The sequence below is a fragment of the Streptomyces sp. Wb2n-11 genome (assembly GCF_001049855.1).
Classification (GTDB): domain Bacteria; phylum Actinomycetota; class Actinomycetes; order Streptomycetales; family Streptomycetaceae; genus Streptomyces; species Streptomyces altiplanensis.
The window spans coordinates 5065522-5078218 of record NZ_CVPB01000001.1 but is presented as its reverse complement, the minus strand read 5'-3'; the positions used below and the strand labels follow the sequence as shown (position 1 = coordinate 5078218).

The 12697-nt window shown below is 72.3% G+C and carries 8 protein-coding genes; 4 read left to right on the top strand and 4 right to left on the bottom strand.

Going from position 1 to position 12697, the window contains the following annotated elements:
- Positions 1-70 precede the first annotated feature (70 nt).
- The 3 genes from BN1555_RS23100 (at position 71) to BN1555_RS23090 (ending at position 3706) form a co-directional block, all read left to right on the top strand.
- Positions 71-871, top strand: a complete 801-nt coding sequence (locus tag BN1555_RS23100) for a tyrosine-protein phosphatase (protein ID WP_093801163.1) — start codon at positions 71-73, stop codon at positions 869-871.
- A gap of 65 nt (positions 872-936) precedes the next feature.
- Complete coding sequence (locus tag BN1555_RS23095; RefSeq protein WP_176710106.1) at positions 937-2907, top strand: hypothetical protein; 1971 nt, start codon at positions 937-939, stop codon at positions 2905-2907.
- Positions 2908-2977: 70 nt separating this feature from the next.
- Positions 2978-3706: a TetR/AcrR family transcriptional regulator gene (locus BN1555_RS23090; protein ID WP_093801162.1), complete on the top strand. Its 729-nt coding sequence runs from the start codon at positions 2978-2980 to the stop codon at positions 3704-3706.
- Here the strand turns inward: BN1555_RS23090 and BN1555_RS23085 are convergent.
- Positions 3685-4371: a DUF4230 domain-containing protein gene (locus tag BN1555_RS23085; RefSeq protein WP_093801161.1), complete on the bottom strand. Its 687-nt coding sequence runs from the start codon at positions 4369-4371 to the stop codon at positions 3685-3687. The two genes, BN1555_RS23090 and BN1555_RS23085, sit on opposite strands and share 22 nt — an antisense overlap.
- A 32-nt stretch (positions 4372-4403) precedes the next feature.
- A complete protein-coding gene (locus BN1555_RS23080; RefSeq protein WP_093801160.1) occupies positions 4404-4754 on the bottom strand; it encodes a 5-carboxymethyl-2-hydroxymuconate Delta-isomerase in 351 nt (116 codons plus the stop codon).
- A gap of 62 nt (positions 4755-4816) precedes the next feature.
- Here BN1555_RS23080 and BN1555_RS23075 point away from each other — a divergent pair, with 62 nt between their 5' ends.
- Complete coding sequence (locus tag BN1555_RS23075; protein WP_255306133.1) at positions 4817-5416, top strand: GNAT family N-acetyltransferase; 600 nt, start codon at positions 4817-4819, stop codon at positions 5414-5416.
- Here the strand turns inward: BN1555_RS23075 and pulA are convergent.
- Positions 5403-10724 carry a pullulanase-type alpha-1,6-glucosidase gene (gene pulA / locus BN1555_RS23070; RefSeq protein ID WP_093801159.1) on the bottom strand — a complete coding sequence of 1774 codons (5322 nt, stop codon included), beginning with the start codon at positions 10722-10724 and terminating at the stop codon, positions 5403-5405. The genes BN1555_RS23075 and pulA overlap by 14 nt on opposite strands.
- A gap of 51 nt (positions 10725-10775) precedes the next feature.
- On the bottom strand, positions 10776-12479 hold the full coding sequence (locus BN1555_RS23065; RefSeq protein ID WP_093801158.1) for a carbohydrate-binding module family 20 domain-containing protein: 1704 nt from the start codon (positions 12477-12479) through the stop codon (positions 10776-10778).
- Between the last annotated feature and the right edge of the window lie 218 nt (positions 12480-12697).

Below are 12697 nucleotides of genomic sequence, written 5' to 3'. Positions count from 1 at the left end.
GCCGGGGGACCGTCGGATAGCGTTCGGTCCGGACGCGCAGTGGCTGAGAACGAACGCCCCAGGAGCACCCATGCCCCAGATCCCCGCCACCACCGTCGCGAACCTCCGCGACCTCGGCGGCACCCCGCTCCCCGGCGGCCGTTCCGTACGCCCCGGGTTCGTCCTGCGCTCCGGGCAGCTCGACCGGATGGACCCCGCGTCCGACCCCGCCGTCGCCGCGCTCCCCCTCCGTACGGTCGTCGACTTCCGCTCCGCCGCCGAGCGCGCCGACCACCCCGACCGGGTCCCGGACGGCGCGCGGCTGATCGTCGCCGACGTACTGGCCGACCGGCTCGCCGCCGGCACGGCCCGGGCCGCCCCCGCCCAGCTGAAGCACATCCTCTCCAACCCGGCCCTCGCCGAGCAGCACCTCGGCGGCGGCAGGGCCCGGAAGCTGTTCGCCGACACCTACCGCTCCTTCGTGACGTCCGGCTCGGCCCGCGCCGCCTACCGGACCTTCCTCACCGAACTCGGCGCACCCGACGCGGGGCCGCTGCTGTTCCACTGCACGGCGGGCAAGGACCGCACCGGCTGGGCGGCGACCCTGGTGCTGTCCCTCCTCGGCGCGGACGACGCCACGATCGAGCGCGAGTACCTCTCCGTCAACCCGGCCGTGCGGCAGGCCTTCGCCCCCCTCGTCGAGGGGTTCGTCGCCGCCGGCGGCGACCCGGAGACCGCCCTCGCCGTCATCGGGGTCGTGCCCGAGTACCTGGCGGCGGCGCTCGACGAGGCGCACGCGCGCCACGGCTCGGTCGAGAAGTACGTACGGGAAGGGCTCGGCGTGTCCGAGGAGAGCATCGCGCGCATCCGCGAGCGTCTGATCGCGGGCTGAGTCCCGGGGCGGGGCACGGGCCGGTGCGGCGGCCGGCGAGGTGACCATCGGACGATTCGCTCGTTTTGCTGAACGTGCGCCCACAGGATGTCATCACCCCCCCTGCCCCCGATCCCATCGACGTCGAGCAGGCCGAGGCCGCGCTCGTCGAACACTATCCGCGGCTCGTACGGCTGGCGTACCTCGTGCTGCCGCCGCGTCTCGGCCGCAACCGCCGGGTCCTGACCGCCCATTCGCTCGTGCAGCGCTCGCTGCCGCGCGGCCGCACCCCGGGTGTGTCCGGCCTTCCGCTGCCGCGCCGCGAGGGCGCCCGCCCCGACCCGGGGTACGCGTACGTACGGCAGCAGGTGCTGCGCCAGGCCCTGGAGGCCGGGCTGCCGCTGCGCCGCATGGCCTGGCCCAAGCGGGCGCAGCTGCCGCCGCTGCTGCCGCAGGTGTGGGGGCTGCGGCTGTTCCCGCGCTCCGGCGGTGCCGATGAACTGGCCCTGGACCAGCGGCTCTCGGCGCTCAGCGGTCCCGGCCGGGCCGCGTACGTACTGCGCGGCCTGGAGCGCATGCGGGACGCGGAGGTGGCGCAGACACTCGCCGCCGCCGGGGCCGCCGACCCGGACGCGGCACTGGCCGAGGCGGACGGCGTCGCGGCGGGGACCGGGCCGAAGGCCGGGGCTGCGGACGGCGCGCGTGCGGAGGAGCTGCTGAGGTCCGCCGAGTTCGACCCGTGCTCCCTCCAGGCCAGGCCCACCGACCTGATGCGGCGCAGGCAGCACACGAAGGCCGCGCTCGCCGCGACCGCCGCCGCCGTGGTCTGCGGGACGCTGCTCGGGCTGCCGGGCGAGGGCTGGGGCCCCGACGGTGCGGCCGCGCCCTCGTACGCCCGCAACCCGGCTGCCGAGCGGGCCCTCGACCCGGCGAAGGCGGTCCGGGTCGGACCCGCCGTGTGGAAGCGGTCCTCCCGTACCGACTTCTCCGTCTGGCCGGCCCGCGGCGGCCTCACCGACGACAACGCCCTGCTGCGCCGCGCCCTCGCCGTCTGGGCCAGGCCGGGCCCGTCCGTGCAGACCTCCGCGACGCCCGCCACGCCGGTGGGCCCGCCGATGGGGCCGCCGCAGCTGCTCTTCGCGGGCGACGTCGACCGGGCGAGGGTGGTGCTGCTGTACGACGGTCTGCGCGTCGTCCGGTACGCCGAACCGCAGGGCGGCACGGTGGGCGCGGCGCTCGACTTCGCGCGCGTGGACGGCGCGGACGCGGCCGGGGCGAACGCCCTGGTGGTGGGCCGCACCGACGGCAACGTCCGTTACCTGACGGCCCCCTGGGTGCGCAAGGCGTCCGTACGGGACCTGCTCGACCCGGCCGGGGCGCCGGCGCCCCTGGGCCGCACCCGGGACGGTGTGACGGACCCGCTCACGAGTCCGGCGCAGGCCCGTGACTGCCGTTCCTGGGACGCGCTCGAACTGCGCGACGACGTGGGCCCCCGGCTGATGACCGACCTCGGTGAACTCGCCCCGGCCCGGCTGACATCGGGCCCGCCCTCCGCGCCGCGCGATGTGACGGGCGCGCGCGAGCGGGCACGCTGGGCCCGTACGGCCTGCCTGCTGCCCGCGGTGCGTGCGCACGGCGTGCGCAGCGTGAACTCGTGGGCGTACGCCGAGCAGCCCCTGCCCGAGGACAACGGCACCGCCCAGTGGCTCTGCACCCGCGCGGAGACGTGGCGGGGCACGGGCAGCAGGGTGCTCGCGCAGTTCCAGGCGCCGTCCGCGAAGGAGGGGGCGCCGGGCGCGATCGTCGCGCGCGCCGAGCACTCGCCCGCGTGCGGGGAGCGTGATCCGCAGGTGCTGGCGGGTGTGCTGTGGAAGTCGCGGGGCGGCAACTGGTACGTACTCGCGGCCGGCAGCGAGCAGTTCACCTCGGTCACCACCTCGGGCGGGGTGGAGGGCGCCGCGCAGGGCAACCTCCTCGCCGTACGGGCGAAGGCGGGCGCACAGGCGGACCTGGACGGGCAGGTGGAGAGCGGCGCCCGGGTGGGGGCACTGCGCTAGGCCGGGACCGGCCCCCGGCCCGGTCCCGGCCCCGGGGTTCCCGGCAGACAACGGCGGTTACGCTGCTCGTATGACGACCGGGGTGCGCCGAAGAATGGGCGTCGAGGAACGCAGACAGCAGCTGATCGGCGTGGCGCTGGAGCTGTTCAGCCGTCGCTCGCCCGACGACGTGTCGATCGACGAGATAGCGGCCGCCGCGGGCATCTCGCGGCCGCTCGTCTACCACTACTTCCCCGGCAAGCAGAACCTGTACGAAGCCGCGCTGCGCCGGGCGGCCGACGAGCTCGCCGCCCGGTTCACCGAACCGCGCGAAGGGCCGCTGGGCGACCGGCTGTTGCGGGTCATGGGGCGCTTCTTCGACTTCGTCGACGACCACGGGCCCGGGTTCTCCGCGCTGATGCGGGGCGGCCCCGCGGCCGGTTCGTCGACGACGAACGCCATGATCGACGAGGTGCGCCGGGCGGCGTACGAGCAGATCGTCGCGCACCTCGGGGTCACCGACCCGCCGGCGAGGCTGGCGATGGTCGTGCGGTCGTGGGTGTCGCTCGCCGAGTCGACGGCGCTGATCTGGCTGGACGGGCGGCAGATCCCGCGCGCCGAGCTGGAGTTGCAGCTGGTGCACGACTTCGCGGCGCTGGCCGCCGTGAGCGCGGCGTACGACGAGGAGATGGCGCGGATCGTGCTGCGGATCCTGGTGCTGGAGCCGGCCGACGGGCCCTTCGGGGACCTGCTCACGCGGCTGGCCTCCCTGACTGCGGCGCCGAAGAGCGTGCCCGGTCAGCGCCCGACGTCGCCGTAGTGGACGGTGACGTCCCTGAAGCCGAGTGAGTGCAGCAGGCCCTGGAGCATGCTGGTGGTGTTCTTCTCGGCGCGCGCGGCCAGTTCGCTCTCCTGCGCGGCCTCCCCGATGTGACGGGCGGCGAGACGGTTGACGGCCCGCTCGTCGGCCGGGTTGTCGGAGAAGAAGTCCCCGAGCCGGTCGAGCAGACCGCGCTCCTTGGACACGGCGTACGAACGGTCCGCGTCCAGCGCCGGTTTGCCGAGCCGCGCGTGCGGCAGCCGCAGGGTGGCGGCGGTGCGCTCCTCGTTCACGGTGACCTGCCCCTCCCCCACCTCGCCGAGGTCGACGTACGCGCTGACGGTGCCCGCGCCGACGTAGAGCGTGCGGGTGCCGCGCAGGGCGTCGGGGAGGAACTTGGCGTCCTTCTCCAGGTCGACGACGACCTGGAAGTTGCCGGACGCCGCCTCGTAACGGCTCATGTCCTGAATGGACTTCAGGAGCGCCGGGCCCGAACGGTCGTGGGTCTCCTCCCCGAAGACGTCGTCGAGGTCCGGCAGCAGACTGAGCCTGCCGCCGACGAGCAGCAGCGCCACCAGTACCGCGAGGACGCCCGTCGCCTTGGCCCACCACGGGAGCCCGGTGCGGCGCGGGGGCCTGTTGAGCTGCTGTCCGGTGAGAGTCATACGGTACGGATTCCCCCGGAGGCCGTGGCCACTCAGCGTTTGCGGTACGACGCTTCCAGGTCGCGTACCTCGGCCGAGAAGTGCAGCTCCGTCCCGTCGGCCGGCTTGACGTACTGGGCGGCCAGTTCCAGTACGGCGGCCGTGAGTTCCTCCTTCACCCGCGGTGTGCGGCCCGGCAGCAGGGCGATGCCGATGTGCACGAGGGTGTGGCCGGTGTCCGCGTCGCCCACCACGGTGTCGTCGGCGCGGCGGAACCGCGTCTTGCAGGCGTCGAGCCGGGTGCCGACGGTGTCGGCGACCAGGGGGTGCAGGGCCAGGGCGAAACCCCGGCGGTCGAAGGAGTCCGCCAGCGGCTCGGAGTAGTCGACGGTGATCTGCGGCATGAGCACACTCCAGGTCGGGGGGGCTGTCCCATCACCTTTACGGTGATCGCACGACGGCACAAGTGACGTTCCGCATCGCGGACGAGGAGGACGCGGCCGGCCTGGTCCCCCTCTACGACGGGGCCGCCCGCTGGACGCGGAACCGCGGGATCGCGCAGTGGCAGCCGGGCGGGAAGGACGAGGAGCACTTCCGGCTGCGGATGAGGGAGGGCGAGGTGTGGCTGGCCGAGACGCCGGGAGGCGTGGCCGTCGGGGCGTACGAGCTGTGGTGGGACGACGAACCGGCGTGGAGCGCGCAGCCGCCGGTCGCGGGGTACGTGCACCGGCTGATGACCGGCCGCACGGGCGCGCCGGCCGGCCTCGGACGGCTCCTGCCGGCGCGGGCGGAGCGGCGGATCGCGGAGGCGGGGCGGGAACTGGCGCGGCTGGACTGCCTGACGTCGAATCCGCGGCTGCGGACGTACTACGAGGGGGCGGGGTACCGGGTGGTCGGCGAGCAGCCGGCCGAGGCGGGGCCGCGGGGCGAAAGTCCGTACGGGGTGACGCTGCTGGAGCGGCGGCTGCAGCGGGGCGGCCGTGCGGGGGCGGGCCCCGGGTTCCGGAGGGTGTCCGGGACCCGAGGCCCGCCCCGTGGGTCAGCCCCGTGGGTCAGCCCCGGGTGAAGACGGCGACCGTGCGGGCGGGAACGGTGAACGTGCCGGTGCTCCTCTCGTACGCCGCCTTCTTGACCGTCGCGTCCGCGCCCGCCGCCTGGACCGGGTGCAGGGCGTACGCCGCGTCGCCGGGGCCGGCGACCTTCTGCCGCTGCGCGGACGGGGTCGCGTTGAAGACCACCATCAGGCCGCCGGCGCGCATGGTGATGACGCCGGGCGTCTCCTCCTTGCCGGAGAGGGGGAAGGAGACCGCCTCCTGTACCTGGTCCGCCGAGGCGAGGCTGAATGCCTTCTCCGTCGTACGGATCTTCAGCAGGTCCCCGTACGCCGCCGAGGCGCCCTCGATGTCCCCGCAGTCCGGGGTCGGCGACGGGGCGGTCAGCAGGGGCTTGGAGAAGGACCACTTGCTCTTGTTGTCGGCGGCGGGCGGCAGGCCCCGGCCGAAGCCGTTGCCGTCGCGGCAGTCCCAGTGGATCGCGTTGAACCAGTCACCGCTGTCGTAGGAATTGCGGTCGAGCGACTTGGAGCGGAGGAGGTCCGTGCCCGCCTGGGACAGGGCCGGGCCCTGCGAGAGCGCCGCCGTCGCCATGGCCAGGACCTGCATGCGCGCCCGGTCGGCGGCCGGGGTCGTGCGCGGCAGCTTGAAGGCCAGCGCGTCGTAGAGGGTCTCGTTGTCATGGGCGTCGGCGTAGGCGAGGGCGTCGCCGGGGGCCGCGGCGTACCCGGCGGGCGCGCCGTTGTAGTCGACCTCGGAGCCCTTGACCGTACGGCCGGCCGTGTCGGTGAAGGTGTACGACGCCAGGTTGCCGGTCAGGCCCACCTTGATCAGGTCCTGGTAGTGGAGGAGGCGGGCCTTCTGCTCGGCCGGGGTGCCGTTCACCGCCGACGGGTTGGGATCGGTGTACAGGCCCGAGGCGAAGCCCTGCACGCCCGGGTCCTCGTCGAAGGGCCCGCCGCCGCGCACGGCGTCGCGCGCGCGGTCGGAGAAGGTCGCGATGCCCGTGCCGGCCATGTTCTTCTGGGTGGCCTGCTCGAAGCGGGCGTCGTCGGCGATCTCGCCGAAGTTCCAGCCCTCGCCGTACAGGACGATCTCCTTGCCGTCGACGCCGTCGCGGGCGGGCGTCAGCTCGTCGAGCGCCTTGCGCACGGCCAGGATGTTCGCCTTCGGGTGGTGGCCCATGAGGTCGAAGCGGAAGCCGTCGACCTTGTAGTCGCGGGCCCAGGTGACGACGGAGTCCACGACGAGCTTGCCCATCATGGCGTTCTCGGGCGCGGTGTTCGCGCAGCAGGTGGAGGTGGCCACGCTGCCGTCGGCCATCAGCCGCTGGTAGTAGCCGGGGACGATCTTGTCGAGTACGGACTTGTCGGCCTGGCCGGACGCGACGGTGTGGTTGTAGACGACGTCCATGACCGTGCGCAGGCCGGAGTCGTTCAGGCCCTTGACCATCTGCCGGAACTCCACCGTGCGCCGCGTGCCGTCCGGGTCACTGGCGTACGAGCCCTCGGGGACGGTGTAGTGCAGCGGGTCGTAGCCCCAGTTGTACGCGTCCTTCGCCGCCGCCTTCGCCACGCACGCCTGCTGCTCCTCGGAGTCGGGCGCGTACACGGCCAGGTCGCAGGCGGGGCGCTGCTGGCCGGTCCTCTTCTCGGGAATGGTGCCGATGTCGAAGACCGGGAGGAGGTGGACGTACGACGTGCCGGCCTCCGCCAGCTTGTCGAGGTGCTTCATGCCCTTCGAGCCGCGGTCGGTGAAGGCCAGGTACTCCCCCGGGTGCTTCGCGGTGCGGTCGGCGACGGAGAAGTCCCTGACGTGCAGCTCCTGGATCTGCGCGTCGCGCAGCGGGGTGGCGGCCGGCTTCTTGAGCGTCGACCAGCCCTTGGGGGCGAGCTTCGGGTCGGTGAGGTCGACGACGAGGCTGCGGGCGGAGTCGGCGGTGAGCGCGGTCGAGTACGGGTCGGTGACCTTGTTGGTGACCACCTTCTGGACGCTGGGCGCCCAGACCTTCACGACGTACCGGTACGGCTTGCCCGCCCAGGACCTGGCGCCGGTGACGGACCAGACGCCGCTGCGGTCGTCGCGCCTCATCGGGACGGTCCTGCCGTCGAGTTCGAGGGCGACGCGCTGGGCGGTGGGGGCCCAGAGGGAGAGGGCGGGGCGGCCCTTGCGGAAGACGGGGCCGAGGGACGCCTTGGTGGCGGAGGCGCTGTAGGTGTCGTCCAGTACGCCGGGCAGCTGCACGCCGGTGGCGGCGAGCAGGGCGCCGTTGGCGGCCCGCTGGGTGGCGACGACCTGGCCGCGCAGGGCCTCGCGGACGCGGTCCCGGTCGCGCGGGTCGACGGTGAAGGCGGGGTGGTCCTTGAGGTGCGGGTACTTCGCCTTCTGCGCGTCGGTCAGGGTGGAGGGGGAGAGGCGCAGCCAGCGGCCCTCGTCGGAGAGCGCCCCGTCGACGACGGAGATGCCGCCGTCACGGGCGTACACGAGCTGCTGGCTGGTGGCGTCGGTGGCCTTGACCTTCCAGACGACCGTGTCCTTGTCGATCCACTGGGCCTCGGCCTTGGCCAGGTCGAGCGAGGCCGCCCCGGCGGCCTGCGGCAGCAGGTACGCGGGCTGCCCGGCCAGCATCCACACCTCGTGGCCGTAGGTGGCCAGGTCGAGGGACTGGTCGGTGGGGAGGTCCTTCTCGTCTCCCTTGTGGAGGATGTAGCTGAGGGACGTGGCACCGGAGGCGAGCGGGACCTCGAAGGTCACGCCGTACGCGTCCTCCTTCACCGGCATCAGCGGCCTGGACCAGTCGGTGGGCTCCTTGGCGCCGGCCCAGGTGTGCAGGCCCCAGCCGTCGTAGTCCCCGTCGGCGCGCTGGTAGTGGAGTACGGCCTTCGCCTTGTCCTGGGGCGGGTACGCGCCGTCGGGGGCCTTGGCGGCCTGGCCGTCCTCTCCCTGCTCGATCCACACCTCGCCGGTCCTGCCGAGGTCGACGGTGCGCTGCGGGCCGTCCGCCGTGCCGTCCTTCTCGACGGTGTACGGGAGCGACGAGGCTCCCTCGGCGAGCTTGATCCACGCGAAGGCGCCGTACGCGTCGCGCCCGGTGAAGGCGGCGGCCTTGTCGCCGGACTTCAGCTGCCAGCCGTCGTAGTCGCCGTCGGGGCGCTTGTAGTGGACGACGGCGTGGTCGCGCTCGACGGCCGCCGGCCTGTCCGGCGCGGGGGCCCGGCCCGCCGTCGTCGAGGCGAGGGCGCTCGCGGTGCGTCCGGCGCTGTCCACCACGACGGCCTTGTAGCGCAGGGTGGTTCCGGCCTTCACGTCGTCGCCCAGGTACTGGGTGACCTTGTACGGGGCGTGGTCGGCGGAGCCGAGCGTGCGCCACTTGCCGTGGCCCGTCTGGGCGGCGAAGACGACACGGTTGAGCTGTCCGCCGTCGACGTCCGCGCCGATCTCGACGGTGCCGGTGGCGCCGGCCGCCGGTGCCTCGAGGCTGAGGGACGGCCCGGCCGCCGGGGCGGGGAGGGGCTCGGCCGCCCGGAGCACGACGGACGACAGCGCGGGCACGGTGACCTTCACCTTGCGGCCGGCGTCACTGCGTACCGTCTCCGAAGTGCCGTACAGCGCACGGAAGTCCGTGTGCGCGGAGCCGGTCGTCAGCTCGACGGCCCTCGGTCCGGCGTCGTTGTTGGTGGCGACGACGTACTCGGTCCCGCGCTCGGCGTCCGTGCGGGAGAAGGCGTAGACCGGTCCCTGCGCGTGCAGTTCCCGCTGTACGCCGTCGCGCAGCGCGGGGTGGTCCTTCGTCAGCTTCGACAGTGCGGCGATCGACCGGTAGAGGGGGTGCGTGGTGTCGTACGCGTCGGAGGCGTGCGTGCGGTCCGTGCCGAGCTGGTCGTCGTCGAGGTAGTCGGCGGTCTTCGACGCGAAGAGGGGCTGGCGGGCGTCCTTGTCGCCGCCCGCGCCGGTGAAGCCCTGCTCGTCGCCGTAGTAGACGACGGGGTTGCCGCGCGAGAGGAACATCAGCTCGTTGGCGAGGCGGGCGCGCTTGAGCAGCTCGGCGTCGCCGGCCTTCGGGTTGTCCTGCCTGAGGAACGTGCCGAGGCGGCCCATGTCGTGGTTGCCGGTGAAGGAGACCTGCTCGTAGGCGTTGGCCTTGTCGGTGGTGTAGCGGTAGTCCTCGGCGAAGACCTCGGCCAGCCTGCCGGCCGCCGCGCCCTGGGAGGCGTACGCGCGGGTGGCGTCCTGGAGCGGGAAGTCGAGGGTGGAGTCGAGGCGGCCGCGCGTCACGTAGGACGAGGTGACCGCGGTGTCGGCGGAGTAGACCTCGCCGAACATGAAGAAGTCGTCGCGACCCCGCTTCTTCGCGTACGCGTCGAGGGCGGTGGCCCACTGGGTCCAGAAGTCCAGGTCGACGTGTTTGACGGTGTCGATGCGGAAGCCGTCGATGTCGAAGTCGCGGACCCACTTCTCGTAGATCTTCTTCATGCCGTCGACGACCTCGGGACGCTCGGTCCACAGGTCGTCGAGCCCGGAGAAGTCGCCGTACTCGGAGCTCTCGCCCGCGAAGGTCGAGTCGCCCCTGTTGTGGTACATCGTCGGGTCGTTGAGCCAGGCCGGGACCTTCTTCTCGTCCGCGCGCGTCTTCGGCGTGTAGGGGTACGCGTCCTCGTCGACGTCCGGGACGCCCGCACGGTCGTCGAAGGGACGGCCGTTCCTGTCGAGGTAGGGGTACGCGCCCTTGGGGCGGTAGCCGTACTTCTTCTCGGCGTAGTCGACGGTGTCGGCGGTGTGGTTGGTGATGACGTCGAAGAAGACCTTCATGCCCTTGGCGTGGGCCTTGTCGATCAGCTCCTCCAGGTCGGCGTTGGTGCCGAAGTGCGGGTCGACCTGGGTGAAGTCTGTGATCCAGTAGCCGTGGTAGCCGGCCGAGGCGTCCTTGCCGGTGCCCTGGACGGGCTTGTTCTTGAAGATCGGCGCCATCCAGAGGGAGGTGGTGCCGAGGCCCTTGATGTAGTCGAGCTTCCGCGTCAGGCCCTTGAGGTCGCCGCCCTGGTAGAAGCCCTTGTCGGCGGGGTCGAAGCCCGTTTCGAGGCGTGATCCGGTGAGCCCGCCCCTGTCGTTGGCCGTGTCACCGTTCGCGAACCGGTCGGGCAGCACGAAGTAGAACTGCTCCCGGGTCAGGTCGTGCCGCGCGGGCTCGGCGGCCAGGGCCTTGTCCGACGGCGGGGCGGGCGGCTTCGCGGCCGCGGCCGCCGGTACGGCGGGCGCGAGCGCGGCGCACAGCGCCACGCTCACGACGCCGACGGCCGCTCTTCGCAGGGACGGGCGTATCACAGCGGGAACTCCTCGGAAGGTGCGGGGACGTACGGGATACGGACGGAGGGGTCAGCCGCGCCAGGTGTCGTTCAGCGTGACCTTGCCGCCCGCGGGGACGGTCGCCGTACGGTTGGCGCCGCTCTCCCAGGTGACGTTGCCGGAGGCGTCCTTGCGGATGTACTTGTACGCGAAGGACGTGCCGGCGGGCATGGAGACGTCGAGCTTCCACACCGGGTAGCTCGCCGGGTCCAGCTTGATCGCGGCGGCGGTGTTCCAGTTGCCGAGTGCGGGCTGGTCGCCGGTGACGTAGATGTTCTGGCCGACCGTGGTGGTGGCGTCGACGTTGAAGGAGGCGCCGGCGGTGATCGGCGCCGGGCCGGTGCCGCCGGCGCAGGTCTTGGCGTTCACGTGCAGGGCGACGGCGGTGTTCGCGCCGAGGGTGGCCGTGAACTGGCCGGAGCTGTTGACCGTCACGGCGGTGTTGTTCTGGACGTTGCAGTAGGTGCCGGCCGCGAGCGAGGCCTGGAAGGTGCGGGTCAGCGAGGAGCCTTCGTGGTTGATGGCGACGTACGCCTTGTCACCGCGGCCGAAGGCGATCTGGTCGCCGCCGTTGTCCCACCAGTTCGTGACGCCCTGACCGCGCGCCGCGTTCCGGAAGCCGACCATGCTCCTGATCTCGGTCCAGTCGTGCTGGCACTTCCACCCGTCGCTGTAACAGGCGTTGACCGTTCCGCCGCCGGGCGGCCCCGCGTCGTGGCTGGAGAACTCGTAGCCGGAGTGGACGTCCGGGGAGCCGTACGGCCAGGCCAGCATGAAGACACTGGCGAGGGTGTAGGTGGCGCCGTCCTTGTAGCTGAGGGTGTCGCCGCCGCGCTCGGTGTCGTGGTTGTCCACGAAGACGGCGGACCTGCCGCTCTCCATGAAGCCCCAGCCCTCGCCGTAGTTCTTGAGGTTCGCGAGGTTCTCGTGGTTGAAGACCTGCTTGAGGCCCCGGCCGTACCGGAACTCCTGCACGTCGCCCGAGCCCAGGTACTCGTCCGGCGAGACCGCCTCGCCCGCGCCGTGGATGGCTTCGTGCTTCCAGTACACGCCCGGGTTGTTCAGCCGGGACTTGATGTCGGCGAGGTCCGCGGCCGGCATGTGCTTGGCCGCGTCGATCCGGAAGCCGTCGACGCCCAGGGAGAGCAGGTCGTTCAGGTACGCCGCGATCCGGCCGCGCACGTAGTTCTCACCCGTGTCCAGGTCGGCGAGCCCGACCAGCTCGCAGTTCTGTACGTTGCCCCGGTCCCGGTAGTTGTTGATCTGGGAGCGGCAGTCGTCCATGTCCGAGCCCGAGTAGGTGCCGGGGTAGTTGTACTTCTCGTACGCCGAGCCGCCGGTGCCGGTGCCGTTGCCGGCCGCCATGTGGTTGATGACGCTGTCGGCGATGACCTTCACGCCCGCCCCGTGGCAGGCGCTGACCATGTTCGCGAACGCGGTGCGGTCGCCGAGCCTTCCGGCGATCTTGTAGCTGACGGGCTGGTACGAGGTCCACCACTGGCCGCCCTGGATGTGCTCCTGCGGCGGGGATACCTGGACGAAGCCGTAACCGGCCGGTCCGAGGGTCCGCGTGCACTCCTTGGCGACCGAGTCGAACTTCCACTCGAAGAGGACGGCGGTGACGTCCTTGGTGCCGGGCGGGGCGGCCTGCGCGGCGCCCATGGGGGCCACCAGGACTCCCGCGCCGGCCGCGAGGGCGAGAGCGAGGGCGGCAGAGAAAGGTCTGCGGGCCATGTGTTCCTCCTGCATGGGGGGAGGTGCGGGTGCGACGGTGCAGCCTCGCGCGGCAACGCGCCTTGCCCTCAAGGCTTGAATGTTCTTGCAGCAACAGTTGAAAACTTGCTGCGGGGCAGACCGTACGAGCCCTCACCAGCGCGGTCAACCCTTATGACACACTCCGCTCACCTGCGGGAAACCTGTCGAATTTCTTCTTGCAGTCTCTTTCGCAAGTC